Below are 26,227 nucleotides of genomic sequence, written 5' to 3' on the forward strand. Positions count from 1 at the left end.
CGATTCGTCTGACCTGTACCCGAAGGAATTCATGATTCGTATTGCGTCCGTACCCTCCTCTCACGTGTACGTACAGCACGTGCAGCCGGTGCCCGACGGCTCCGGTAACTCGGTGGTGCTGTTGCCCGATCCGACGCCGGTTCGCGTCGATGTGCCGGGCCAGTGGTGGCCGCCTCGTCTCCTCGACGCCGGGTGGTTGGCCGAGCAACCCGATTCGAGCTTCGACGTTCTGCACGTGCACTTCGGCTTCGAGTCCTTCTCACCGGAAGACTTGACCCGCACGGTCGAGTATCTGAGGGCCCGTCGCAAGCCCCTGGTGCTCACGGTCCACGACGCGCACAATCCCCACTTCGCGGACAACACCGGTCATCTGGAGCAGCTGGACGTGTTGATACGTGGTGCCGATGCCGTGATCACCCTCACCGAGGGAGCAGCTGCGTGGATAGCCGATCGGTGGAACGTGCATGCGACGGTGATCGAGCACCCACACGTGGTGCCTCTCGAGAGAATGAACGTCCCACGCCCGGTGTCGGACTCGTTCGTCATCGGAGTCCACGCCAAGAACCTGCGAGCGAACATCGACCCGCTTGCGGTGATGGACGCCGTCGTCGAGGCGGCTCGATCGCTACCGGCTGCGACGGTGCGGTTGGACATCGACGAGGACGTGTTCGACACGGCCGGCCACTGGTACGACCCGACCGTCGGCGCGAAGTTGCTGGACTACAACAGTTTCCCCGACGTCGATGTGCGGGTGCACGCCCGATTCGACGACGAGCAACTGTGGGACTACCTGTCTTCGATCGACGTCTCGGTGCTGCCGTATCGGTTCGGTACACATTCGGGTTGGCTCGAGGCCTGTCGGGATCTGGGAACGGCCGTCGTCGCGTCCGATTGCGGCTTCTATGCCGACCAAGCGCCGATTCACAGTTTCGTCATGAACACCGACTCGTTCGATCCCGCCACGTTGGTGGCAGCCGTGCAGGCGGCCCACGCCGATCGGACCACAGCGCTCGACGCCGCAACCCGGGCCGAGCAGAGACAACGAATCGCAGCGACCCACGCTGGGATCTACGCAGCAGTGACAAAGGAGATGCGTTGAACGAGAAGCCACTTCGCATCGCGGTGCTGGCGTCATCGAGTTTTCCGGTGGCACAGCCTTTCGCGGGCGGTCTGGAGGCACACGTCTACAATCTGGTGCGGGCGCTGACCGACCGTGGGCACCACGTCAGTCTGTTCGCCGCAGACGGATCGAGCGTCGATCTGGATGCCACGATGTTGCCGGTCCGAACGCTGGATCTGACACCGATTGCCCTCGCCGATCTCGCGGTCACCCCCACTGCGGTTCGCGAGCACCACGCATACCTCGCCGTGATGATGGAACTGGCCGGTGCGCTGTCGAACTCGTTCGACATCGTGCACAACCACAGCCTGCACTACCTGCCGTTGGCTATGTCCGCCACACTGCCGGTGCCGATGGTGACCACTCTGCACACGCCGCCGTTCGCGTGGCTGGAGTCGGCTGTTGCCCTGGCTCCGTTCGGTGCCAACACTTTTGCTGCTGTCAGTGCGTTCGCAGCCGAACAATGGGCCGACGTCGCGTCCGGGACGATCGTCATCCGGAACGGGATCTCGCTGCAGGACTGGCCGTTCGGTGCGGGCGGCGACTACGTGGTGTGGTCCGGACGGTTGGTTCCCGAGAAAGGATTGCACCTGGCCATCGCCGCCGCGAAGCTCGCCGGCCGGTCACTACGAATCGCCGGACCCATCAGCAACCTCGAATACTTCCACGGTGTCGTCGAACCCCTGCTCGACGATCGAGTCCGATACGTCGGACACCTCGATCAGCCGGCCCTCGCCGCGCTGGTGGCCGGTGCCGAGGTCGCGCTGGTGTCGCCGGTGTGGTCCGAGCCGTACGGTCTGGTGGTCGCCGAAGCTCTGGCCTGCGGTACCCCGGTGGCGGCGTTCGCCCGCGGAGGGATACCCGAGATCATCGACGCCTCGTCCGGAGTGTTGGTACCCGCCGACGACGTGGCCGGGCTGGCCGCCGCGATTCCCGCCGCGGCAGCGTTGAACAGGCACGACGCGCGGGCGCGCGCCGAGCAGGTGTGTTCGGTGGACCGGATGGTCGACGAGTACGAGGAGCTGTACCGATCGACCCTCGAGTCCGCATCGGCACCGGAGTCCGCCCACGGTCTCGCGATTGCATGATCGGCTACTACGCACACCACCACGGGGTAGGCCACGTCACTCGGTCCGACGCGATTGCGCGCCGCCTGGGTGAGCCGATCACGGTGCTGTCCTCGCGGGCGCGGCCTCCGGAACATGCTGCAGCGGAATGGATCGCACTCCCGCTGGATGTGAACGACACCGTGGGCGAGGCAGCCGCCGACGACATCTCGGCGGGGGGAGTGGTGCACTGGGCACCCCACGACGTCGACGGGCTGACCGCACGGATGGCGATCATCGCCGACTGGGTTGCGCGTGAGCGACCGCGGGCAGTGGTCGTCGATGTGTCCGTGGAAGTGGCGATGTTTCTGCGGCTGATGGGTGTCCGGGTGATCGTCATGGCGATTCCGGGAAACCGGGCCGATCCCGTCCACGCGATGGCCTACCGCGCGGCGACGCACATTCTCGCACCGTGGTCACGCAGTGTGTACGACCCGGGCTGGTTGCATCCGTACGCCGCCAAGACGACGTACTCGGGCTCGATCAGTCGGTTCGCCGAACGGACACGAATCGACGCGCTTGACACTGCGGCCACCGAAGGCTCGGTTGTCGTCCTGGGTGCGGCGGGTGGCACCTCGTTGACGCGTGAACTGGTGGACTCGTGGTCCGCCGCGGACGACCGGTTCGACTTCCGCACACTCGGAGTGGCGGGCGGCGACTGGGTGGACGACGTGTGGCCGGTGCTGTGCTCAGCGGCCCTCGTGGTGACCAACGCCGGGCAGAACGCCGTCGCCGACGTCGCAGCGTCGGGCACGCCGGCCATCGTGGTTCCGCAAGCCCGGCCGTTCGACGAGCAGGCTGCCACCGCGCACGCACTGGCGGCCGGATCCATCGCCGCGGTGCTCGACGAGTGGCCCTCGGTCGATCGGTGGCGACGCGCTGCCGACTGCGCCCTGGGCATCGGCGGACGGACATGGTCGCTGCTCGGTACCGACGGCGCACCCGATCGGGCGGCTCGCGCGATCGAGCAGGCTGCGTCCGGGACGGCTCGACGATGAAAGTGGTTGTCGTGACCGTGGTCTCGGGCCGTCACGATCACCTCGCCGCGCAGATTCGCGGGTTGGCCGAGTCCACCGACCGGCCCGTCGAGCACATCGTGGTCGCCATGGGCGATGACGACATTGCGGACGTGGTCGCCCGATCCGGCTCTGCGGCAACGGTTCTCGACATGGAGGCACAGACACCGCTGCCGGTGGCGCGAGCGCGTAACCTCGGGGCAGCCGCTGCCCTCGATCGGGGTGCCGAGCTGGTGGTGTTCCTCGACGTGGATTGCATACCCGCCCCGGAGATGCTCGACAGGTATCGCCGCGCCGCACTGCGCCCCGACAGCCGGCGAACTCTGTTGTGCGGGCCGGTGACCTACCTCAAACCCGACAGCATCGGGATCGAAGGTGACGCACTGATCGCGCTCACCGCACCGCATGCGGCGCGACCGAATCCGCCCGCGGGCGCAGTGGAACCCGGACACGATTTCGACCTGTTCTGGTCGTTGTCCTTCGCCGTGCACGCCGACACCTGGAGCGAGATCGGCGGCTTCTGCGAGGACTACACCGGGTACGGGGGCGAGGACACGGATTTCGCGGCCACGGCCCGCGCGTCGGGCATCGGGTTGCGGTGGGTGGGCGGCGCTCACGCGTACCACCAGTTCCATCCCGTGTCCGATCCTCCGGTGGAACATCTCGACCACATCGTCGTCAACGCTCGGATCTTCTTCCGCCGGTGGGGCCGGTGGCCGATGGTCGGATGGCTCGAAGCGTTCGCGTCGCTCGGATTGCTCGAGTACGGCGGCACCGAGATTCGCCGTCTCACCGCCGCTGTTCACGACACCGACGACGGTGTGAATTAGGCTGGCCGGACTTTCACGAAACGAGGTCCAGACGTGCCCGAACCATCCAGGCCCCTGCGTTCGCTCGGATTTCTGACCATCGGGCTCTTCGACGAGAACGCACCCGAGGCCGGCCACGAATCGACGCTGCGCATCATCGAACTCGGGGAGCGGCTGGGATTCGACAGTGCGTGGCTTCGTCATCGTCACCTGCAGTTCGGTATCTCGTCTCCCATCGCGGTCATGGCCGCCGCGTCGCAACGTACCGACCGCATCATGCTCGGCACTGCGGTGACGCCGTTGGGTTGGGAGAACCCGTTGCGTCTCGCCGAGGACCTGGCCACGGTGGATGTGCTGTCCGGTGGGCGCGTCAACGCGGGAATCAGTGTGGGACAACCGATGCACTTCGATCGCGTCGCACACTCGTTGTATCCCGACACCGCCGAGGACGAGGACTTCGGCTACGACCGAGTCTCGCGGCTGCTTCGGTTCGTAGCCGGTGAACCTGCGTCCACGTGGTCGGGGACCGAGGGAATCGAAGCGTATTCCGAACGAGTACAACCGTATTCGCGTGGTCTACGGGACCGAATGTGGTACGGCGGGGCCAGTCTCCGTTCTGCCCAGTGGGCAGGGGAGAACGCGATGAATCTTCTGGTGAGCAGTGTGGTGCGCGCCGAGGACTCGACGGATTTCGATGCGATCCAGCGCGCGCACATCGCGCGGTTCCGCGAGGCTCACCCGGCCGGGGCCGACGCGCGGGTCTCCCAGGGGCTGGTGGTCATCCCCACCGACAGTGCTTCCGCCGCGCAGAAGCGCAAGTACGAGGACTACGTTCACGCGCGTACTGCACGGACCGGAGCACCGCAGGGGCCGGCTCGGATGATGTTCGCACCGGACCTCGTGGGTACCTCGGACGAGATCGCGGAGCAGTTGTACGCCAATCGATCTTTTCGTGAGGTCGACGAGGTGGCGTTCGCGCTGCCGTTCAGCTTCGACCACGAGGACTACGTGCAGATCCTGACCGACACGGCGCAGAAGCTCGGCCCGGCGCTGGGGTGGACACCGGCACAGAACTGACCCGGACTTCCGCCGAGGGCGATCGGCTCGATCGGCCGATCGCCCTCGGTGGAACGGAGGTACCGGTGTACTACTGGCCCGTGATGGGCGAGTTGTAGGCACACGGGATCGACTTCGCGGGGAAGCCCTTCGGATCCAGTGCGTTCTTGACGATGCCGATCGCGCGCGGTGAGACGGAGATCGACAGGTGGTCCGACAGGTCGATGCCGCAGCCGTCCTGCAGGGTGACGTTGTTGACGGTGGCACCGGGGCCTGCGGTGAGGAACGTCGTCTTGTACGGGGTGACGACCTCGTCGTACTTGGTGCCGATCACGGTGTACTTGATGCCGGGGTCGGTGTCACCGCCGACGGCCAGTCCCTTGACGAGTGGCGAGTCGATCACCTGGTCCGAGGCTGCCGGCCCGGCGATGGCACCGACGACTCCCAGGACGTTGAGTCCCAGGTTGTTGATGGTGCGCCCCAGAGTTCCGATGCCGACGAGGGTGGTGCCGTGATTCGATCCGGCGACGCTGACGACCGTGTTCACTTTGTTCTTGGTCGGGTCGGTCGGATTGGCACCGCCCTCGAAACGGAGGTACTGACGGGTGACGAGCCCACCCTGGGAGTGGCCGACGATGTCGACCTGCGCAGAGCCCGTGGCCGTCCGCACAGCGTCGACGTAGGTGGCGATCTCCTTTGCGTTGGACGCGACCGATGCGGTACCGCGAAGCGACGGGAGATTGCCGACGACACTGGAGTCCCCGTCTCCGTAGTTGAGCGCGAAGATGCAGTAGCCCTCCTTCTTCAGGGCAGGCGACATGCGCGCGAAGTTGTTGTACGCGTTCTCCCAGGTGCCGTGCAGGAGGACGACCGGGCGGGGGTGCGCGGCGGTGGGCTTGCAGTTCCAATCGTTGGCACCTTGGGGTGCGACGTTGGGGTTGACGATGCTGTAGAGGAATCCGGCCAGGAAGTTCTTCTGATCGGGCCCGTATCCGGTGGTCTCGGTCCGTGGGTCGTACGTCGCGGTGGCGGGGGCAGCCGAATCGATGCTCGGTGCCGTGATGCCCTGATCCGAGGCCTTCGGGTATGCGCCGGTCGGCCCCGGCGGAACAACGGTGTTGCCCTGCACGGTTGCGGGCGGTGCCGGTACCGGGACGGGTGCCGGCTGAGCCTGCGCTGCGAAACCGGAACCGAGGGCAACGGAGCATGCCATTGCAGCAATCATCGCAGCGCGGACTGTGGTGGCCTTCCTCGTTGCACGGAAGGTGGACCGAGAAGTGGTCATGGAGCCTGACTTTCGACGAGGGTCAAGTGGACAAGTCGGAACTGTAGGCCCGGATTTCGGCCCGGAACGTGCGCCGCATCACGTTTGGAAACCGCCCGCACGTGACCGTTCATTCGTGATGGGGCGTCACAAATGACGACGAACCGGACGCTAATGCGGATTTGTTGCCGGGTTCACGGTCCAAAACAATCCCCAGGTTTTATTTGTGCACTATGGTTCGAGTGTCTTCACCCCGGCCGACGGTTCGGCCGGGGAAGGACGGTTCGATACCGAGGCAGGGGCGTTGTGGGCAGACATCGGCCGCCTGAAGGACATGACCTGACGCGGGTTTCGAGTACGAGGGGTGGGGTTCGGTGACTGCAACAGACAGTGTGGACACGGCGCAGGAGGAGTACGCAGGTGGTCGACGTGCATCGGACCGCTTGCGGACGCCCCGGGAGACTGCCGCGCGAATGCTGAACCGGTATTTCGTCGATCCGGAGGACGTACCGCCGCCGCGCGACTGTGCACGGGGCGAGCTCGACGACATGGCGACCACCTGCAGCGAACTGGCTGCAGGGGTCCTCGATTCCGGTCGACTACCGGTCGCGGGGGCCATGGACACCTTCCGGGACGCCGCAACGCGGTGGGCCCGCGACGGAGTGCCGCTCGGCCGAATTCAGCACGCGATCAACGAGGGCTGCGCGCTGGGTCTACGGGCTGCCGAGTCAGCGGTGAACCGGGAGGCAGGCGCGGCGGGTGATGACCGGACGATCCTGATCATGGAGCTTCTGAACGTGGTCACCGAGGCGGTGTCCGACGCTTATCTCACCGAGTTCCGCACGTTGGCGCAGAACGGTCCACGGCACGACGTCGAATTGCTCGACGCTCTGTTGACCGGCGACGGCACTGCCCGCAGGATCGCCGATCGGATGGGTGCGCTGCTCGCCGAGGAGTATCACGTCGTGGCCCTGCACTTTCCGGCGCATGCCGACGAAGGGGGTAGGCGCGGCGATGCGGCGATGATGGCCGCACGGAAGCTGCGGAGAATTCACGCGGCCCTGGCAGCGCACAACGGAGACATCGCCCCCATCGCATCCATCAGTGCGACGGGCGGAACGGTACTGCTGCCCGACGTTCCGGGTGCCGACGTCGACGAACTGGTCGAGCGGCTTGCCGACGCCGGCCAGGTCGCAGTGACGGCGACGACCGGGTCGGCAGCGATCGACGACATCTCGGTGACTGCGCCGCACCTGTACGAGCTCTTGAGCCTGGTCCGCAGGCTGCATTACACGCCGGGCACCTACCGCATCTCGGATCTGGTGTTCGAGTACCAGGTGAGCCGGCCCGGACTCGGTCGAAAGCACCTCGTGACCTTGATCGATCCGCTACGTGACTCGGTCGACCTTCTTCCGACGCTGCAAGCCTTCGTGGACTCCGATTCCAACAGGAAGAAGACAGCCACGTGGCTGACGGTGCATCCCAACACCGTCGACTACCGCCTCAAGCGGGTGGATCAACTCACCGGTCTCGATCCGATGAAACCGTCGGGGTTGCGGCGACTGCACGCAGCACTGATCGCCGATCGCCTCGAGGCACGCCGAACCCCGGTGGACGAGCGATCACTGTGACCGTCTCGGACGGCGCGGTGCTGGCAGCGTCCGCGGCGCTCGAGTCGGTGGATTCGGTGGCGGCGCTGTTTCAGCCGGTTGTCGAACTGTCGACGGGACATGTCGTCGGCTACGAAGCCCTCGCTCGGTGGCCGTCGCCGAGCAGCGCACTTCCCGAGGACGTCTTTGCTCTGGCCCGTGAACGGGGACTCGTCGGCCGAGTGGATGTGGCCTGCCGCGCGGCAGCTCTGCGCGCGGCGAGGGAACGTGCCTACTCCCGCAGGGTGCGGTTCTTCCTCAACATCGAACCGGGTTGCTTCCGTGACGAGCAGGACGTCGACATGCACCTCGACGCCATCGGCGACGATCTCGACGTGGTCCTCGAGATCACCGAGCGTGATCTGGATCGGAACGTTCCGTTGCTGATGGCCCTCGTCCGCGGCGCGCGCGCACGCGGGATGGGGGTGGCCATGGACGACGTCGGAGCGACACCGGCAACCCTGGATCTACTGGCGCTGGTGGCACCGGACATCGTCAAGCTCGACGCGTCGATCGTGCGAGCTCCGCTGCGATCCCGACCGGCAATGCGACAGATTCGCGCCTACGTTCGGTCGAGCAACGCGATCGTGCTGGCGGAAGGCATCGAGACGCGTCGGCATCTGCGACGTGCGAAAGCGCTCGGTGCCAGCTTGGGGCAGGGATGGATGTTCGGGCGGCCGTTGCCGCTGCCGAATCCGACAGCAGGCCTGTGACAGAGAAGAACCCCGCACCCGAGCCGTGAAGGCTGGGTGCGGGGTTCTGCTGCATCGATGGATCATTTCGTGAACTTGTCCTTGATGTTGCCGGCTGCGTCCGAGACGTCGTCGCCGACCTGCTTGGTCTTGCCCGACGCCTGGTCCTTTGCGCCTTCGGCAGCAAGGTCGTCGTTGTCGGTCTTGTGGCCGATCTTTTCCTTGGCTTCGCCCACGAGCTCTTCTGCCTTGTGCTTTGCCTTGTCGATGAAATCAGCCATGTGAACTCCTCGAGATCGATTGTGCTGCTCGTGCATGGGAGCTATACCCGAGATCGCGGTCGGTAATCATCGGACTGCCGGCCGTGTTGCCGGCACGGGATGCGGGTACGTGCCGTTCATGACTGCACAGACGAACGACCCACATTCGCATGAGACGCCGGCACCGGAGCACCGCCGCCCCGACGGAGTGGACGACGATACCGTGGCAGCCACGGGCAAACTGTCCGAGGCACTCGAATACGTCGAGCGCGCTCGCGGCCACCTGTACTCGTTCCATCAGCTGATGGGACACGCGGATCTGCTGCTCGGGGAGGCCTCCGACGCGTTGTCGGACGCCGGGCACGACGCGTTGGCACAGCGACTCGAGACCGACATGATCGGCCGCAACATCGCTCAGGGGCGGTGGACGTTCCAGCTCGTCGAGGAGTTCGACGACGGGTATTGGACGGTACTTCGTGATCACGAGCGGGCGGTCCGGAACGAGCTGCTCGACGGACGTCGGCACGTCTTCGAGGCCGAGATGAAAGAACAGCGACGAACGCACGGTCGCAGCGGCCACGAGGCGCGTCCGACGGAGTGATCTGGTTCTGTCACAACGAAAAGCACCGGCCTCGCCGTGATCGGCGAGACCGGTGCTTCGGGTAGAAATGTTTGTCAGCCGGCTTGCTTCGCAGCGTCGACTTCGCTGGTCGCGCTTGCGGTGGAGAGCTGACCACCGGAGTTCTCCAGGTGCGCGCGGACGAACCAGTGGAACAGTTCGAGCTGGGCGCTCTGGCCGATGAGCATGTCCTCGGTGATCGGATCGATCTCGCCGACCTCTTCGATGTTCTTACGGGTGGTCTCGATGACCCCGGTGTACACCAGATCGAGAGCGCCGAGGTGCTCGATCGCCGTCGCCCGGCCGATCGAGTAATCGTCCCAGGAACGTTCCTTGACGATGGTGCCCGGCGTTCCCTTCGCAGAGGAGCCGAGGGTCGCGATGCGCTCGGCGACCTCGTCGGCGAAGCCGCGCACGGCCTCGACCTGAGGATCGAGCATTTCGTGGACAGAGATGAAGTTCGGTCCGACCACATTCCAGTGAATGTGCTTGAGCGTGAGATGGAGGTCGTTGTAGGCGTTCAGGCGATCCTGCAGGATCGCTGCGACGCGCGCGCCCACGTCCGACGAGAGTCCGGGAACGGTGTACGAGTTCTTGTCAGCCATGACGACGGTTTGCCCCATCACGGCGAAGTACAAACATGCCCCGCCGGATCGATTCCGGCGGGGCATGTGTCGTGCGGAACTACTTGTCGAGTCGAGGCGAATCGGTACCCGACGTACCCGTCGACGAGGTGCCGGCGGTGGAGGTTCCGTCCGTCGGATCGACGATCGGACTGTCGGCTGCAGCCTTGTCGACCGCGTCGGCGCTGTCTTCCTCCGGGGGATTCTTCAGGCTCAGGATGATCGAGCCTGCCAGGACCACGACGATGACCACCAGGCTGACGAAGGACGGGATCTCGGGGATCGACGTGCTGATCACCTTGTGCCCGGCCTGCAGGATCAGCTTGACGCCGATGAAGGCGAGGATGATCGCCAGTCCCTTGGACAGGTAGTGGAACTTCTCGAGCAACCCTGCGAGCAGGAAGTACAGGGCACGCAGGCCGAGGATCGCGAACGCGTTCGAGGAATACACGATGAACGGGTCGTCGGTCACTGCCAGAACGGCAGGAACACTGTCGACCGCGAAGACCAGGTCGGCGGCCTCGATCGCCACCACGACGGCGAGCAGTGGCGTGGCCACCCGCTTGCCTGCTTCCTTGACGAAGAACTTGGTACCGGAGTACTCGTCCTGAACGGGGACGATCTTCTTGAGCAAGCGCACTGCAATGGAGGTGCCGGGGTCGTACGAGTCGTCCTCGTCCTTCATCAGCTTGTACGCGCTGTAGAGCAGGATGGCGGCGAAGACGAACAGAACCGCGGCGAACTTGCTGACGATGGCCACACCGGCGGCCAGGAAGATGGCACGGAAGACCAGGGCGCCGATGACACCGAAGAACAACACGCGGTGCTGGTACTCACGGGGGACCTTGAAGTAGCCGAAGATCAGCGCGAAGACGAAGAGGTTGTCGACCGACAGACTCTTCTCCAGCAACCATGCCGTCGTGTACTCGACTCCGGCCGTTGTTCCCAGCGTGAAGAACACCACGATGCCGAAGATGATGGCGACGCCTACCCACAGTGCGCTCCACCACGCGGCCTCCTTGAAGCCGATGATGTGCGCGCCGCGGTGCGCCAGCAGGTCGATGGCCAGCAGGATCAGGACGACGGCACCGAATGCGGCCCACGCCCACCATGGGACGACGTTCATGAACGTCCACCCTTACCGGTGAACTTCGTGCCCAATTGCTTCAACTTCGCCTGATTCTCGGGCTTGGTTGCATATCGGCGCGCTCGGTCGATCATCTGTTTGCCCTGAGGGCTGCGAGCGAACGCGGTCAACTTCTGTGTCAACGACGACATCTGTCCTGCTCCTTACGTTCTCGTTCGATCGGTATGTGGGGCGGTTCGACCGCAACTACTCCAGTCTGACTGTTTGCTTTACTGCAGGCAGGGTTGTTTTGCGGACATGTTTCAGCAGACTTTCTTGCCGACTTCCGGCAATCTCGGCCTCAGGTGCGATTCAGGAGTGCAGGCCGGATCGCGGCCAGTCGAGCAACATCGCGCCGAGTACTGCCGTGTGCAGCGCAAATGCCTCGACGGGATTGCCCACATCTTGCCCGGTCAAATCTCTTATTCGCGACAATCTGTACGTGACCGCGCGCACTGACAGATGCATCCGGCGTGCGGTGGACGCCGAGTTCGCGCCGGTCTCGAAGTACACCTGCAATGTTTCCAGCAGTGGGCCTGCTCCGCCCCGAGCGCTCGTCAACGGGGTCAGCAACGTCTCGACCAGATCGGCGATCGCGGCGCGATCACTGATCAGAACGCGATAGACGAGCAGATCACGGGCGTCGACGACGGGTGTGTGGAGCCCCAGCGACGACGCGAGGTCGAGCGCGTCCAGGGCGTCTCGGTACGACGCCGCCACGCCGACTGCGCCGCTGCGTGGGCGACCGACTCCGAGCTGTATCCGTCCGTATTCGCCGCGACGGCGCAGGTCGACCGTATCGCTCGGGCCGGCTGCAGACGCACCGAGGACTCGCCCCACACGGGTGAGCACGTGGTCGACGGCCTCGCGATCGGGTGCCGGAAACACCACGATCAGCCGACCCTGCTTGGTGGCGACGAGGAGATCGGCGTCCCCTTTGCTGCCCTGCACGCTGCGTTCGACCAGCCCGATGGCCGACGTCGCGTCGGTGAACGGAGTCGTGGACGTGACCACGGCGACTGCGTGCGGACTCGACAGATCCAGCCCGAACGTCTGCGCACGTCCCAGGACACCGGCGACATCGGCCGTTCCGGAGAGCAGATCGTCCACGAACTCGCGGCGTGCCAATACCTCCACGCGAACCAGGGTCCGCCGGGCGAGCTGAAAGCCTTCGGCGAGTTCGGCCGCGGCGTCGTCGACGGCTCGAAGCATGACCTCGCCCGCGGTGACGACCCCGGCCGGGTCTGCTGCGGCGGCCTGCACGGCGGGCAACTCGCGCCACAATCGCCACGCCGCCGACAGGTAGAGGTCGAGCAACGCGCGCAGAGCCACACCCGCTCGGGCTGCTTCGTCGCCGTGTACGCGGCACTCCCGAAGTTGCTTGCGGGTGAGCGGAACACCTGCGTCCACCGCATCGGTCACGACGTCGAGAAAGTTCCCCAGGAACGCGACGTCCAGGCCGCCTGCGTCCGAGGCCGCTTGCGCGGCCACCGCGTCGAGCGGTGTCGCGTCCGGCTGTGTGGCCATGTGTTCGAGGGTCTCCCATCCGAGTCGAGGTCAATGGTAGGCGGCGCTCACACCGACACCGGCTCGACGACGAGCTCGTGGACCGCGCGGCGTGTTCGGTGTGCGACCGGGTGGCTCGGGGAGCAGAATCACCGAAATCGCCTCGCGTCGGCTGCTGTACCGCCCGCGGCACGGTTCGGTCCGCACCGTTCGTCTTCACGTTGGGAGTCTCGACCATGACATCGTCGAACGGACCCGCATCGGGTCTGCGCTCGCAGTTGTTCCGCAAGAAACCGATCGCAGAGCCGGACCAGCAGCCCGGTGGTCTGGAACGCACCATCGGGACGTTCCAACTGACGATGTTCGGAGTGGGAGCGACCATCGGCACCGGCATCTTCTTCGTGCTCTCGCTCGCCGTTCCCGAAGCCGGTCCAGCCGTGGTCCTGTCGTTCCTGGCCGCAGGAATTGCCGCCGGGCTCGCCGCTATCTGTTACGCCGAAATGGCCTCGGCGGTGCCGGTCTCGGGATCGACGTACTCATACGCATACGTGACGATGGGGGAGGTGGTCGCGATGGGTGTTGCGGCCTGCCTGCTGCTGGAGTACGGGGTGTCGAGTGCCGCGGTCGCGGTCGGCTGGAGCGGATACCTCAACGAACTTCTCGGTAACCTCTTCGGCTTCACCATCCCGCACGCGTTGTCCGCGGCACCGGGTGACGCCGATCCGGGAATCCTGAACTTGCCCGCCGTCGTGCTGATCGTTCTGTGCGCCGTGTTGCTCATTCGCGGTGCGAGCGAGTCCGCAGCGGTGAACGCAGTCATGGTCGTCATCAAGCTGGGCGTGCTCGCGCTGTTCGCCGTCGTCGGATTCACCGCCTTCGATTCCGGCAACTTCTCGGACTTCATGCCGCTCGGAGCGGCAGGTGTCACCGCGGCGGCCGGCACCATCTTCTTCTCGTTCATCGGTCTCGACGCCGTCTCGACAGCCGGGGACGAGGTGAAGAATCCACAGAAAACCATGCCGCGAGCCATCATTGCCGCACTCGTCGTGGTGATCGTCTTCTACCTCGTCGTTGCGGTCGCGGCGTTGGGCACACAGCCGTGGACAGCATTCGCCGGGCAGGAAGAAGCCGGGTTGGCCGAGATTCTCCGAAATGTGACCGGACGGGCATGGCCGGCCACGATTCTGGCGGCGGGCGCGGTGATCTCGATCTTCTCGGTGACTCTGGTGACGATGTACGGGCAGACGCGCATTCTGTTCGCCATGGGCCGAGACGGGATGCTGCCCAAGGCGTTCGCGAAGGTCAGTCCCCGGACTCACACCCCCGTCAACAACACGATCGTCGTCGCGGTGATCATCTCGATCCTCGCCGCGTTCGTTCCGCTGGACAAGTTGGCCGATCTGGTGTCGATCGGAACGCTCGTCGCGTTCATCGTCGTGGCCATCGGCGTGATCGTCCTGCGCCGGACGATGCCCGACCTCGAGCGTCCGTTCAAGGTACCGGGCTACCCGGTGACACCGATCCTGTCCATCGCCGCGTGCATCTACATCCTGTCCGGCTTGCGCTGGACCACGTGGTTCTGGTTCGGGCTCTGGCTCGCCGTGGTTCTCGCGTTCTACTTCCTGTGGGGTCGGCATCATTCGGCGCTTCGATCGGTCGGAAAGGACGCGGAATGAGCGTGCTGATCGCCTTCGCGCCCGGCAAGGGAAGTGTCGGTGCCCTCGATCTCGGTGCGCAACTGGCCCGATCCCTGACCACGAACATCGACGTGGCAACCGTGGTTCCCAAGCCGTGGTCGACGCCGTCGATGGCCCGGGTCGACGCCGAGTTCGCCGACTGGGCCGCGTCGACGGCCACCGAGTCGGAGGCGAAAGCCCGTCACTACTTGGAGGAACGCGCACCCGATGTCGCGGCGTCGTTCCACCGGATGTCGCACCGCTCGGTGTCCACTGCATTGACCGAGGCCGCGGAGACCACCGGGGCGTCGATCCTGGTTCTGGGTTCCTCGGGTGACGGTGCTCTCGGGCAAGTCGTCGTCGGTTCCACCGCGGACAAGTTGCTGCATTCCTCGCCGGTCACCGTCGCGTTGGCCCCGCGCGGCTACCGCATTCGAGATCGGGCCGTCCTGACGCGGATCACGTGTGCGTTCTCGGGCGACAGTGAGGCCACCCGCGTCGTCGGGCCCACAGCGGAGTTGGCCCGCGACACCGGTGTGCCACTTCGCTTGGCCTCGTTCGTCGTTCGCGGGGCAACGATGTATCCGCCCGAGATCGGGCTGCGAGCCGAGGACGACGTAGCGGCCGAGCTCGCCCGAGGACTGAGCGAGGCGCTGACCGCTGCGGTGGACGACGCCGTCGCGGTGGGGTTACCGGCCGACCGCGTCGACACCGAGTTGGCGACCGCGGGCAGTTGGCGAGAAGCACTCGACGAACTGCACTGGCAGGACGGTGAAGTGCTGACCATCGGATCGTCCGGGCCGTTGGGTCCGATCGCTCGGGTGTTCCTCGGTTCACGGGCAACGAAGATCATCCGCCACTCGCCCGTACCGATTCTGGTGTTGCCGCGCCGGTGAATGCCCGCTACCGGTTCAGCGCCAGCACCGACAGCAACTCGTACGCGACATGGGCCGCCGCGATGCCGGTGATCTCGGCGTGGTCGTATGCGGGTGCGACTTCCACGATGTCGGCACCGACCACGTTGAGCCCCACGAGACCGCGCAGCGTGTTGAGCAACTCGCGTGAGGTCATCCCGCCGGCCTCGGGTGTGCCGGTGCCCGGAGCATGCGCGGGATCGAGAACGTCGATGTCGACCGAGACGTAGACCGGGCCACCGTCGAGGCGACGACGCATCCGCTCGACGATGCTGGCCACGCCGTCGACCTCGTAGTCGTCGGAGCGAATCACCTGGAAGCCGAGAACCCGGTCGTCCTCGAGGTCCTGCTCACTGTAGAGAGGGCCGCGGATACCGATGTGCTGGGAGCGTTCGAGGTCGATGAGCCCTTCCTCGCTGGCTCGTCGGAACGGCGTCCCGTGTGTGTACGGCGCACCGAAATACGTATCCCAGGTATCGAGGTGGGCGTCGAAGTGCAACACCGCAATCGGCCCGTGATCACGCGCGAGCGAACGCAGGATCGGGAGCGCGATGGTGTGGTCGCCGCCGAGAGTCAGCACCGAAGAGCCGTCGGCACGCAGGTCCGTCACGGCATCGTGCACGGTCTGCAGCGCTTCGGTGATGTCGAACGGATTGACCCCGATGTCGCCGAAGTCGGCTACCTGTTGGCGTGCGAACGGCGAGACCTGCAGGGCAGGGTTGTACGGCCGCAACAGTTTCGACGCCGCACGAATGTGGCCGGGTCCGAAGCGCGCACCCGGCCGGTAGCTCACCCCCGAATCGAACGGCACGCCGAGAATCGTCACGTCTGCCCGCGACACCTCGTCGAGCCGGGGGAGTCGCGCGAATGTCGTCGGTTCGGCGTAACGGGGGACCTTGGTGGCGTCGAGCGGGCCGACCGGGGTGTGTTCCGGGTTGTTCGCATTCATCGAGATGTCCCTCCGCAGTCGAGCGCCCGGCCGTCGAAAGGTCGACCATGTCGCTCGGCAAGCGTTACTCTGATGCTCGGTCTTGTCAACACAAGTTTCCTGAAAGGCGAAAAGGGTGTCTTCAGCCGCACAGGTCGACGTCGATGCGCCACGGATCGGTGCGCGCCTGAAGGAGGCGCGCCTGAAGAAGCGGCTGACGCTCGACGCGCTCGCCTACACCTGCGGGGTCACCAAGGGGTATCTGTCCAAGCTCGAGCGCGATCAGGTGAACGCATCGGTCGCATCCCTGGTTCGAGTGTGCGCCGCGCTCGACGTACCGGTCGGCTCGCTGTTCGACGCCGCACCCGTCGGCGAAGTGGTACGCGCACAGGCGTTGCCGCGCATCATGTTCGGTGGAGAACGGATGACCGAGTATCTGCTGACGCCGGTAGGGGAGCGTCGCGTGCAGGTGTTGTTGGGCCATATCGAATACGGCGGCGGAAGTGGGTCCGAGGCGTACGCGCTGCCGCTCGACGTGAGCTTCGTGTACGTGATCGACGGCGAGCTACGGGTGATCTTCGACGCCGATCCGGGCGCGGACTTCGGCGGGGACGACATCTCTCTCGGGGCGGGGGACGCCTTCACGTTCTCGCCGCGCCGTCGGCACAGTTTCCGCAGCGACAGCAGCGGTGGGGCGCGAGTGTTGTGGGTGCTGGCACCAGCCCTGCCCGAAGAATTGCCGATCGGAAAGCCGGGGTTGCATCGGTGACGAACACCGTCTCGCTCTATCAGGGGCCGGAGGATTCCGGCGATGTCGAGTCGAACCTCGAAGCACTCGACGCCGCGGCCGCGGCAGCAGCGGCGGCCGGCGCATCGATCCTGGTCACTCCGGAGATGTCGGTCAGCGGTTACGACATCGGCGAACTCGTCGTCGATCGTGCCGAACCGTTCGACGGACCGATCTTCTGGAAGGTCGCACAGATCGCCCGTGCTCACGGCGTCGCGATCGTGTACGGATATCCCGAACGCAGCGGCGAGTCGGTGTACAACGCCGTTCAGGTCGTCGATGCGACCGGTACGTCGCTGGCGCGTTACCGCAAGACGCACCTCTTCGGTGAGCTCGATCGTGCGCACTTCACCCCAGGCCAGGAGTTGGTGGTGCAGTTCGACTTCGGAGATCTGCGCTGCGGTCTGCTCACCTGTTACGACGTCGAATTTCCGGAGACCGTCCGCGCGCACGCCGACGCGGGTACGCAATGGTTGATCGTCCCGACCGGTCTGATGTCGCCGTTCGAGATCATCGCAACCCACGTGGTTCCCACGCGGGCCTACGAGAGTCAGGTGTTCGTCACCTACGTCAACCGGTGCGGCACCGAGTCGACTCTGACCTATTGCGGCCTGACGTGCGCCGTTGCTCCCGATGGCACCGACATCGCCAGAGCCGGTGTGCACGAGCAACTGTTGACGGTGCACTTGGACCCCGCCGACCTCGACAGGTCCCGAGCGATCAACACCCACCTTTCCGACCGACGTCCGGATCTGTATCGGACGGCACCTCGTCCCGCAGGGACCGCAGGCCCGGTACGAGCCGAGCAGGAGAACGACAGATGACCACACCCGTCACCCCGGACAGCGCGATCGAGCCCGAGGACGAACAACCGCTCACCATGTTCGGGCCGGACTTTCCGTTCGCCTACGACGATTACCTCGCCCACCCGGCCGGCCTGGGAAGTGTTCCCGACGCCGCACTCGGTACCCGAGTCGCGGTGGTCGGCGGCGGACTCGCAGGAATGGTCGTGGCCCGCGAGTTGCTTCGGCTCGGCCTGGAACCGGTTGTCTACGAATCGGATCGAATCGGCGGCCGCATGCGATCGGTGCCGTTCGATGGGCATCCGGGTGTGGTCGCCGAGATGGGCGCGATGCGGTTTCCGCCGTCCTCGACCGCGTTGTTCCACTACCTCGACTCCGTCGGGCTCGAGACGACGCCGTTCCCGAACCCGTTGGCCGAGGCGACCCCCAGTACGGTGATCGATCTCAAGGGCACCAGCCACTACGCCCGCAAGCTCGAGGATCTCCCGCCGATCTTCGCCGAGGTCGCCGACGCATGGAACAGAACGCTCGAGGAGCACGCCGAACTGATTCCGTTGCAGCGCGCCATCCGCCGGCGGGACGCGGCCGAGATCAAGCGCATCTGGAACGAACTGATCGTGAAATTCGACGATCAGACCTTCTACGGATTTCTCGCTGCGTCCGAGCATTTCTCGTCGTTTCGCATGCGAGAGTTGTTCGGCCAGGTCGGTTTCGGAACAGGAGGTTGGGACACCGACTATCCCAACTCCATTCTCGAGATCCTTCGTGTCGTCATCACCGCAGCCGACGATCACCACCGCGGCATAGTCGGCGGGTCACAGCAGCTGCCGATGCGGTTGTGGACCGACACACCCGCGGACCTGGCGCACTGGCCCGCGGGTACGTCGGTGTCCTCGGTGAACGGCGGCACCACGATGCCGCGCGTCACCGAGATCAGGCGCACCGGGGGCGGCACCACGATCCACGACGACCGAGGAAACATCCGTACGTACGCGGCCGCGGTCGTGACCGCGCAGAGTTGGATGTTGCTCAGCAACATCAGGTGTGACGACGATCTGTTCCCGATCGACCACTGGACCGCCATCGAACGTACCCACTACATGGGGTCGACGAAGGTGTTCGCACTCGTCGATCGGCCGTTCTGGAAAGACAAGGACCCGGTGACCGGGCGTGACCTGGTCAGCATGACGCTGACCGACCGAATGAGTCGCGGCACATACCTTCTCGATCAAGGCGAAGGAAAGCCGGGGCTGATCTGCCTGTCCTACACCTGGTCCGACGACTCGCTCAAACTGCTGGCTCTCGATCCCACCGAACGCATGAACATCATGTTGCGATCCCTCGAGGAGATCTACCCGGGCGTCGACTTTCGCAGCCACATCATCTCGACTCCGGTGACGCTGTCCTGGGAGACCGAGCGCGACTTCATGGGTGCGTTCAAGGCCAACCTGCCGGGGCACTACCGCTATCAGGAAAGACTGTTCACCCACTTCGTGCAGGACGAACTCGAACCCCGACACCGCGGCATCTTCCTTGCCGGCGACGACATCTCGTGGACCGCCGGTTGGGCGGAGGGCGCGATTCACACAGCACTGAACGCGGTGTGGGGCGTCGTACATCATCTGGGTGGCACCTCGGCACCGGACAACCCGGGCCCGGGGGACGTCTTCGACTCCATCGCGCCGCTTCGACTGGGCGACTAACGCTTCGTTGCAGCCGATCGAGGTGGGCGCTCGTCGAACACGAACAGTGCCAGCGCAACGATCAGCATGACGGCCACCACCCAGATCGCGCGCAGAGCGAACAGCTCCACCGACACCGCGCCGAGTACAGCGCCGCCGAGAAATCCGGCGATGACCGTGCCGAACCGCCGAGCCCTGATCCCCGCCTCCCGATCGTGCTCGACCACACGATGAAACGCCGCCATGGCCATGGTGCGGAGGTTGCCGGTCGTCATCGTCGTGTTGAACGGCGAATCCACCAACACCCGAAAGGTCGTCACCTGCACGCCCGCGACATGCGCGAGGATGACCGACACCACCGCATCGGGAACCGTTGCCGGCAGAAACCCGACGATCACCAGAACCAGGATCTCGTAGCACAGCACAGCCCGCACCGGCCTGCGCACGATCCTCTCGATCGCAGGCAACGCGATGAACTCCGCCGTCATGACTCCCAGAACGAACGCCGTCAACGGCGGCAGGAACACCAGCGCCTCCACCCAACGCCCGCCCGCCACGTCCACGCCGAGCAGCACCACGTTGCCGGTCTGGGCACCGGCGAACACACCGCCGCGAGTGACGTAGGTGTACGCATCCAGAAATCCGCCCACTGCCGCCAGCAGCACTCCGAGCCGAACCGACTTCGCGGTGGCGACGGAGATCTGGGGTTCAGGACGAGGGGTGGTCATCGCGAAATCCTGACACAGAGGGGCGCTCTCATGCCGCGAGTAGGGAGAGCAACAATTCCGCACGCACCCGCGCCGACGTCAGATCCACCCCCAGCAATTCCTCGCATCGTGTGATGCGGTTGCGCAAGGTGTGACGATGCACCGACAGGTGGGCAGCTGCGGTTTCCCAGTGCCCGTTGGCCTCCAGGAACGCCCGAAGCGAACCCACCAGATCCGCGGTGTGAGTGCGGTCGTACTCGGCCAGGACGGCGATGGTGACGGCAGCCATGGCACGCAACGATTCCCGAACCGGTTCCGACGCCAGCAGCATCGACCCGGTGAAGTGGACGACCCGATCACCGGGACCGGCCGCCGCGCACGCGAGCCGCGCTTGTCTCAGCGCGGTGGGGGCCTCGGTGATGTGCATGTCGGTGCCGACCCCCGCACACACCGAACGGGGAAGAGAATTCATCAGCTGCGCAACGAAATTCGCGTCGCCGCCGGGTAGCAGCATCTCGGCGCCGTCGTCGGTGGACCTGACGAACGTCGGCCGTGCGTGGGCGCGGAACTGAGCATCGACGGCATCGGCGATGGAACCCGTCCGCCCCGTCGCGCCGCGGAGAACCACCACGGTGATGCGTGAGTCGTCGTCGGCCGCATCGGCGAGATAGCTCGGTACGTGCGTGTCACCGGGGGACAGGAGATGCCCGTCGAGGAGAAGTCCGAGCGCGCGCGAGTTGAGGGCCGTCTGCTCGGCGCGCAGCCGCGCAGGCTTTTCCAGTTCGAGGGTTATCAGCGACACCGCATGCCCGAGCAATATCTGCTCGACTCCCGTCACGGGCCCCTTTGTGCGAATCGCGAGAAAGCTCGGCGCACTGGCGGTGATCGGTACCGAGTGCAGGCTCACGGTGCGGCCGGGCTCGCTCACCGACACCGTCGCGGGTGACGACGACGGACGGATACTGGCGGCGATCTCGCGGGCCTGCGCGATCAGATCCGCCGCGTGGACCGGATGAAACGACTCGGTGCGATGTCCGATGAGCGCGACGGAGGTGGACGTGGCGACCGCCAATTCGCGCACGATCGCGTCGACGCCGCCGTGCAGTGCGGCGCGGGTGATGCGGCTCTGCACCGACGCCGCCCGCAGGACTTCCTCGTACTCCTGCTCGGCGATGCGCGTGGTGACCGCCCGAATGACCGCGGCGAAAGGAGTGTCGTAGGGAACCTCGACGACGGGTAGCCCGACCTCGTCTGCCGCGTCGAGAAGTTCTCGTGGAATCACGCTGTGCGAGAGACCGGTTCCGAATCCGAGGCAGGCAACCCCTGCCGTTCGGAGGGTGCGGACGTACTGCGCGAGTGCGGGGCCGCCGGAGTCGAAGCCGAGACCTGTCGTGAGGATCAGCTCGCCGCCGGACAACCACGGACTCGGATCTGTGAGCTCGGTCGCCTGCGCGAAGGTGATGGCGGCACCGCTGCGTTCGGGCCCGCCGCGATGACTCAGCCGGAGGTCGCGTTGTCTCAACAACCAGGAAATCTGCACACTCACCTGTCGCACTGTAATCGTGCCTGACGAAATGGCGTGTGCTTCTGCACCTGAATGTACGTATCGGCAGTCTCCGGTCGGCCCTCGCGGTCGCATACTTGCTGCACAGAGACCAACCCGAAAGGTGCGACCATGGCTTCGATCGAATACCGACTTCCGCAGGAGCGCAGGATCGTCACCGCGTTCCCCGGCCCGAAATCGTCGGCTCTGGCCGAGCGCCGCAAGGCCGTCGTCGGTGCAGGCGTCGCATCGACGCTGCCGGTGTACGTGGCCGACGCGGACGGCGGCGTCGTGGTCGACGTCGACGGCAATTCGTTGATCGACCTCGGTGCCGGTATCGCCGTGACGACCGTCGGTGCGTCGAATCCGGCTGTCGTTGCCGCCGTGCAGGATCAGGTCGCTCACTTCACGCACACCTGCTTCATGATCGCGCCCTACGAGGGATACATCGCGGTCGCCGAGAAGTTGGCCGAACTCACGCCGGGAGATCACGACAAGCGCACCGTCCTGTTCAACAGTGGTGCCGAGGCCGTCGAGAACGCAGTCAAGATCGCCCGGCACGCCACCGGCCGCTCGGCCGTGGTCGTGTTCGACCACGCGTATCACGGCCGCACGAACCTGACGATGGCTTTGACATCGAAGTCGATGCCGTACAAGAGTGGATTCGGGCCGTTCGCTCCCGAGGTCTATCGAGTTCCGATGTCGTACCCGTTCCGTGAAGGACTCGGTGCCGACGGATCGGCCGTCACCGGTGCACAGGCCACCGCCCGTGCGATCTCCATGATCGAAAAGCAGGTCGGCGCAGACAATCTCGCGGCCATCCTGATCGAGCCGATCCAGGGTGAGGGCGGCTTCGTCGTGCCGGCGGACGGCTTCCTGCCTGCGCTGACCGAGTGGGCGCGCAAGCACGATGTCGTGTTCATCGCCGACGAGGTGCAGTCCGGATTCACCCGCACCGGTGCCTGGTTCGCCAGCGAGCACGAGGGCATCGTGCCGGACCTGATCACCATGGCCAAGGGCATCGCGGGCGGTATGCCGCTCGCCGCGGTGACGGGCCGGGCAGATCTGATCGACGCCGTGCATCCCGGTGGGCTCGGCGGCACCTACGGAGGCAATCCCGTCGCATGCGCCGCTGCGCTGGCATCGATCGAACAGATGGAGACCCTCGACCTCAACGCCCGCGCTCGCGACATCGAACGCATCGTCGTCGATCGGCTCACGGCGTTGATGCCGGAGGTGGGAATCATGGGTGAGGTTCGAGGCCGTGGGGCCATGCTTGCCGTCGAGCTCGTCGTACCGGGTGGACGCGAGCCGAACCCCGAGGCCACCAAAGCCGTTGCCGCTGCGGCACTCGCGGCAGGCGTGATCGTGTTGACGTGCGGAACCTACGGCAACGTCATCCGCTTGCTTCCGCCGCTGGTGATCTCCGACGAGTTGCTCGACGACGCACTCACGGTCCTCGAGAACGCACTGCGCGACGCTTCGAAGGGACTCTGACATGGCCGTCGAGCAGCTGTTGTCCTCGCTGCCCACCGACCTGTGGCTCGGTGGAAAGCAGACCCCCGCGCAGTCGGGCGCGCGATTCGCCGTCCTGAATCCCGCCACCGGTGAGGAACTGACCACCGTCGCCGACGCAGGCGCAGCCGACGGCATCGTGGCCCTCGATCTCGCTGCCGCGGCGCAACCGGAGTGGGCGGCAACGCCTGCACGGGAGCGAGCCGAAATTCTGCGGCGCGCCTTCGTCCTGTTGCAGGAACGTGCAGCCGATTTCGCTCTGCTGATGACCCTGGAAATGGGAAAGTCGTTGGCGGAGAGTCGCGGTGAAGTCAACTACGGCGGTGAATTCCTGCGCTGGTTCAGCGAGGAAGCGGTTCGGATCGGCGGCCGGTACACCCCTGCGCCCGCCGGTAACGGCCGCATCCTTGTCACCAAGATGCCGGTCGGCCCGGTACTCGCGATCACTCCGTGGAACTTCCCGCTGGCCATGGGAACTCGCAAGATCGGTCCCGCGCTCGCAGCGGGTTGCACCGTCATCGTCAAGCCGGCCGAGGACACCCCACTGACGATGCTCCTGCTCGGCCAGGTGTTCGCCGACGCCGGATTGCCCAGCGGTGTGCTGTCGGTGCTCCCGGCCTCGGACGCTGCATCCGTCACCGGTCCGCTGATGGACGACCCCAGACTGAGGAAGGTCACCTTCACCGGATCGACCGGAGTGGGAAAGCTGCTGGTGCGCAATGCAGCCGACCGACTGCTCCGGACATCGATGGAGCTCGGTGGCAATGCGCCGTTCATCGTCTTCGAAGACGCGAACATCGATGCCGCCGTCGACGGAGCGATGCTGGCCAAGATGCGCAACGGCGGTGAGGCGTGCACTGCAGCAAACCGTCTGTACGTGGCCGAGCCCGTTCGCGAGGAATTCACCGAGAAGCTGACCGCGAGAATCGCAGCACTGACGGTCGGCCCCGGTGATCGCGACGGTACCGACATCGGACCACTCATCAACGACAAGCAGCGACGGACGGTGTCGGCACTCGTCGACGACGCCGTTGCCAAGGGTGCCCGCATCCGCACCGGCGGATCGGTGCCCGACGGTCCCGGGTTCTTCTTCACACCCACTGTGCTCGACCGCATCCCGGCCGACGCAAACCTGTTGCGCGACGAGATCTTCGGGCCGGTTGCCGCCATCGTCGGATTCGAGACCGAGGACGAGGCCGTCGCCGCGGCCAACGACACCCGATACGGATTGGTGGCCTATTTCTACACCGAGAACCTCGATCGGGCTCTGCGGGTCTCGGCTGCTCTCGACACCGGCATGGTGGGGGTCAACCGGGGTGCCATCTCCGACGCCGCGGCCCCCTTCGGCGGTGTGAAGGAGTCGGGCTTCGGACGAGAGGGCGGCTCGGAAGGGATCGAGGAATACCTCGAGACCAAGTACATTGCGCTGCAGTAGACGGGCGCTGCAGTAGATCGCAGCGGTGCGCTCCACTCCTGAGGCCGGCGCGGTACATGCGCTGCCGGGTGGAGCGCACCGGGCGTGCGGTCCCTAACCTCGGGCGGCCGCAATTCGCTTCTCGGCCAGTCGGTCCGCGGCTGCTCCGAGCAGGATCCCTTCGCTGCGTGCCATGGCGAATATGCCGGCGACGGTAGTACGGATCTGTCCGATCGTTGCCATCACCTCGGCCGAATTTCGTCGGCGCAGTTCACCTTCCACCTGAATCAAGCCGCCGGCGTTGGCCACGTAGTCCGGTACCCAGACGATGCCCCGGGCGGCCAGCAGCGATTCGACGTCGGGCGTGAGCAGTTGATTGTTCGCGGCACCGCACACGATGGACGCCGACAGCCGGTCCACCGAGGACGCGTCGAGCGTTGCTCCCATGGCGCACGGCGCGTACACATCGATGTCGGCTCCGATGATGTCGGTTCCGATCGTGACGCCGGGGAAGTCCTGGGCGATCCGTTCGAGGGCGGGTTCGTAGGAGTCGCTCACGAGCACGTCGGCACCCGCTCCGCGCAGGAGCGCCACCAGGTTGTAACCCACTTTGCCTGCGCCTTCGACACCTACTCGTCTGCCGGTCAGATCGTCGGAGCCCCAGGTCGATTCGGCTGCCGCCAGCAGGGAGAGATAGACCCCCAGGGCCGTCTGTGGACCGCTGTCGCCGGTGCCGCCCGCGGTGGTGTTCTTACCGACGACGTAGGCCGTTTCTTCGGCGACGATATCGAGGTCGTCGCTGTTGGTGCCGACGTCGCCTGCCGTGACGTACGTGCCGCCGAGCGATTCGACGAACCGGCCGTAGGCCTCGAGCAATGTCGGGGTCTTGATGACGGTCGGGTCGCCGATGATGACTGCCTTCCCGCCGCCCAGATTCACCCCTGCGACAGCCGCCTTGTAGGTCATCCCGCGGGAGAGTCTCAATACATCGGTCACGGCGTCCTGCTCGCTTGCGTAGGGGTAGAAGCGAGTTCCGCCGAGTGCCGGTCCCAGCACGGTCGAGTGAATCGCGACGATCGCGCGCAGACCGGTGTCTCGATCGTGGCAGAACACCACGCGCTCGTGCGCGGAGTCGGATGGCATGTCGGGCCGGTCGAAGACACCGGGTGCGGCCGGTGCCGAAGCCGAATTCGCGGTCTGGGCAACAGAAGAGCGATGTCGAGTGGGTGTGACGGCAGAGTGGTCGGCAACGACGGACACAGTCGGTCTCTTTCGGTCAGGGGATGGGAGCAGATGCAGCGGCTACCCGGATGTCTTGTCCGTCACAGGGTGTCGTGCACGACGCAGACCGGTCAACCGGCATCGCTCGGACCGTGCAGATTGCGTGATGCGGTCGGTATCGGCCCGACGGG

Annotated in this window: 25 protein-coding genes; 15 read left to right on the forward strand and 10 right to left on the reverse strand. The window is 65.6% G+C overall.

From position 1 onward, the window contains the following. Positions 1-64: 64 nt before the first annotated feature. Genes CH268_RS25420 through CH268_RS25440 form a run of 5 tightly spaced genes read left to right on the forward strand, consistent with a single transcriptional unit; the run spans position 65 to position 5,128 of the window. Complete coding sequence (locus tag CH268_RS25420; protein WP_230074238.1) at positions 65-1,099, forward strand: glycosyltransferase; 1,035 nt, start codon at positions 65-67, stop codon at positions 1,097-1,099. After that, positions 1,096-2,208: a glycosyltransferase gene (locus CH268_RS25425; RefSeq protein WP_032366263.1), complete on the forward strand. Its 1,113-nt coding sequence runs from the start codon at positions 1,096-1,098 to the stop codon at positions 2,206-2,208. The genes CH268_RS25420 and CH268_RS25425 overlap by 4 nt, the downstream gene beginning before the upstream one ends. Further along, positions 2,205-3,224, forward strand: a complete 1,020-nt coding sequence (locus CH268_RS25430; RefSeq protein WP_094666236.1) for a glycosyltransferase — start codon at positions 2,205-2,207, stop codon at positions 3,222-3,224. The genes CH268_RS25425 and CH268_RS25430 overlap by 4 nt, the downstream gene beginning before the upstream one ends. Beyond that, positions 3,221-4,072 carry a glycosyltransferase family 2 protein gene (locus CH268_RS25435; protein WP_094666237.1) on the forward strand — a complete coding sequence of 284 codons (852 nt, stop codon included), beginning with the start codon at positions 3,221-3,223 and terminating at the stop codon, positions 4,070-4,072. The genes CH268_RS25430 and CH268_RS25435 overlap by 4 nt, the downstream gene beginning before the upstream one ends. A 33-nt stretch (positions 4,073-4,105) precedes the next feature. Then, positions 4,106-5,128 (forward strand): LLM class flavin-dependent oxidoreductase, encoded by a 1,023-nt coding sequence (locus CH268_RS25440; protein WP_032383516.1) that lies wholly within the window; start codon positions 4,106-4,108, stop codon positions 5,126-5,128. 70 nt (positions 5,129-5,198) lie between these two features. Here the strand turns inward: CH268_RS25440 and CH268_RS25445 are convergent, their stop codons facing one another. Next, positions 5,199-6,392 (reverse strand): esterase/lipase family protein, encoded by a 1,194-nt coding sequence (locus CH268_RS25445; RefSeq protein ID WP_027496218.1) that lies wholly within the window; start codon positions 6,390-6,392, stop codon positions 5,199-5,201. 353 nt (positions 6,393-6,745) lie between these two features. Here CH268_RS25445 and CH268_RS25450 point away from each other — a divergent pair, with 353 nt between their 5' ends. After that, positions 6,746-8,002, forward strand: a complete 1,257-nt coding sequence (locus CH268_RS25450) for a PucR family transcriptional regulator (RefSeq protein ID WP_032366259.1) — start codon at positions 6,746-6,748, stop codon at positions 8,000-8,002. Next, positions 7,999-8,733, forward strand: coding sequence for an EAL domain-containing protein (locus CH268_RS25455; RefSeq protein WP_255182504.1), 735 nt, complete (start codon positions 7,999-8,001; stop codon positions 8,731-8,733). The genes CH268_RS25450 and CH268_RS25455 overlap by 4 nt, the downstream gene beginning before the upstream one ends. Before the next feature lie 62 nt (positions 8,734-8,795). Here the strand turns inward: CH268_RS25455 and CH268_RS25460 are convergent, their stop codons facing one another. Continuing rightward, positions 8,796-8,993, reverse strand: coding sequence for a CsbD family protein (locus tag CH268_RS25460; RefSeq protein WP_094666347.1), 198 nt, complete (start codon positions 8,991-8,993; stop codon positions 8,796-8,798). 118 nt (positions 8,994-9,111) lie between these two features. Between CH268_RS25460 and CH268_RS25465 the strand changes: the two genes are divergently transcribed. Beyond that, positions 9,112-9,573: a hypothetical protein gene (locus CH268_RS25465; RefSeq protein WP_027496221.1), complete on the forward strand. Its 462-nt coding sequence runs from the start codon at positions 9,112-9,114 to the stop codon at positions 9,571-9,573. A 74-nt stretch (positions 9,574-9,647) separates the two neighbouring features. Here CH268_RS25465 and CH268_RS25470 read toward each other — a convergent pair whose 3' ends face one another. The 4 genes from CH268_RS25470 to CH268_RS25480 all read right to left on the reverse strand — a co-directional run bounded on the left by CH268_RS25470 (position 9,648) and on the right by CH268_RS25480 (position 12,867). After that, positions 9,648-10,196, reverse strand: coding sequence for a Dps family protein (locus tag CH268_RS25470; protein WP_027496222.1), 549 nt, complete (start codon positions 10,194-10,196; stop codon positions 9,648-9,650). A 79-nt stretch (positions 10,197-10,275) separates the two neighbouring features. Next, entirely contained in the window at positions 10,276-11,340 is a 1,065-nt protein-coding gene (locus tag CH268_RS25475; protein ID WP_027496223.1) for a TerC family protein, read from the reverse strand. Next, positions 11,337-11,492 (reverse strand): hypothetical protein, encoded by a 156-nt coding sequence (locus tag CH268_RS28035; protein ID WP_167326732.1) that lies wholly within the window; start codon positions 11,490-11,492, stop codon positions 11,337-11,339. The genes CH268_RS25475 and CH268_RS28035 overlap by 4 nt, the downstream gene beginning before the upstream one ends. 160 nt (positions 11,493-11,652) lie before the next feature. After that, on the reverse strand, positions 11,653-12,867 hold the full coding sequence (locus tag CH268_RS25480; protein WP_094666238.1) for a PucR family transcriptional regulator: 1,215 nt from the start codon (positions 12,865-12,867) through the stop codon (positions 11,653-11,655). A 215-nt stretch (positions 12,868-13,082) separates the two neighbouring features. Between CH268_RS25480 and CH268_RS25485 the strand changes: the two genes are divergently transcribed. Then, positions 13,083-14,522: an amino acid permease gene (locus CH268_RS25485; protein WP_027496225.1), complete on the forward strand. Its 1,440-nt coding sequence runs from the start codon at positions 13,083-13,085 to the stop codon at positions 14,520-14,522. Further along, complete coding sequence (locus tag CH268_RS25490; RefSeq protein WP_027496226.1) at positions 14,519-15,418, forward strand: universal stress protein; 900 nt, start codon at positions 14,519-14,521, stop codon at positions 15,416-15,418. Before CH268_RS25485 ends, CH268_RS25490 begins: the two co-directional genes overlap by 4 nt. Before the next feature lie 7 nt (positions 15,419-15,425). On the opposite strand, the gene speB is transcribed toward CH268_RS25490, so the two are convergent. Further along, complete coding sequence (speB, locus tag CH268_RS25495; RefSeq protein ID WP_027496227.1) at positions 15,426-16,385, reverse strand: agmatinase; 960 nt, start codon at positions 16,383-16,385, stop codon at positions 15,426-15,428. A 115-nt stretch (positions 16,386-16,500) separates the two neighbouring features. On the opposite strand from speB, the gene CH268_RS25500 reads away from it, so the two are divergent. From CH268_RS25500 to CH268_RS25510, 3 genes are read left to right on the forward strand one after another with little or no spacing between them, the layout of a single operon-like run. Then, positions 16,501-17,133, forward strand: a complete 633-nt coding sequence (locus tag CH268_RS25500) for a helix-turn-helix domain-containing protein (RefSeq protein ID WP_094666239.1) — start codon at positions 16,501-16,503, stop codon at positions 17,131-17,133. After that, a complete protein-coding gene (locus tag CH268_RS25505; protein WP_094666240.1) occupies positions 17,130-17,975 on the forward strand; it encodes a carbon-nitrogen hydrolase family protein in 846 nt (281 codons plus the stop codon). Before CH268_RS25500 ends, CH268_RS25505 begins: the two co-directional genes overlap by 4 nt. Next, positions 17,972-19,657 carry a flavin monoamine oxidase family protein gene (locus CH268_RS25510; protein ID WP_094666241.1) on the forward strand — a complete coding sequence of 562 codons (1,686 nt, stop codon included), beginning with the start codon at positions 17,972-17,974 and terminating at the stop codon, positions 19,655-19,657. The genes CH268_RS25505 and CH268_RS25510 overlap by 4 nt, the downstream gene beginning before the upstream one ends. On the opposite strand, the gene CH268_RS25515 is transcribed toward CH268_RS25510, so the two are convergent. Next, positions 19,654-20,364, reverse strand: a complete 711-nt coding sequence (locus CH268_RS25515; RefSeq protein WP_032371096.1) for a YoaK family protein — start codon at positions 20,362-20,364, stop codon at positions 19,654-19,656. The genes CH268_RS25510 and CH268_RS25515 overlap by 4 nt on opposite strands. Before the next feature lie 28 nt (positions 20,365-20,392). Further along, complete coding sequence (locus CH268_RS25520) at positions 20,393-21,889, reverse strand: PucR family transcriptional regulator (protein WP_094666242.1); 1,497 nt, start codon at positions 21,887-21,889, stop codon at positions 20,393-20,395. Between the two features lie 129 nt (positions 21,890-22,018). Here CH268_RS25520 and gabT point away from each other — a divergent pair, with 129 nt between their 5' ends. Together gabT and CH268_RS25530 are read left to right on the forward strand one after the other, a co-directional pair. Further along, on the forward strand, positions 22,019-23,383 hold the full coding sequence (gene gabT / locus CH268_RS25525; protein ID WP_094666243.1) for a 4-aminobutyrate--2-oxoglutarate transaminase: 1,365 nt from the start codon (positions 22,019-22,021) through the stop codon (positions 23,381-23,383). A 1-nt stretch (position 23,384) separates the two neighbouring features. Further along, on the forward strand, positions 23,385-24,836 hold the full coding sequence (locus CH268_RS25530) for an NAD-dependent succinate-semialdehyde dehydrogenase (protein WP_094666244.1): 1,452 nt from the start codon (positions 23,385-23,387) through the stop codon (positions 24,834-24,836). A gap of 93 nt (positions 24,837-24,929) precedes the next feature. Here CH268_RS25530 and CH268_RS25535 read toward each other — a convergent pair whose 3' ends face one another. Next, the gene (locus CH268_RS25535; protein ID WP_094666348.1) at positions 24,930-25,958 is read right to left on the reverse strand and encodes a Glu/Leu/Phe/Val family dehydrogenase; all 1,029 of its coding nucleotides are present in this window, start codon (positions 25,956-25,958) and stop codon (positions 24,930-24,932) included. Positions 25,959-26,227 lie beyond the last annotated feature (269 nt).

The organism is Rhodococcus sp. 06-1460-1B, assembly GCF_002258475.1.
GTDB classification, from domain to species: Bacteria; Actinomycetota; Actinomycetes; order Mycobacteriales; family Mycobacteriaceae; genus Rhodococcoides; species Rhodococcoides fascians.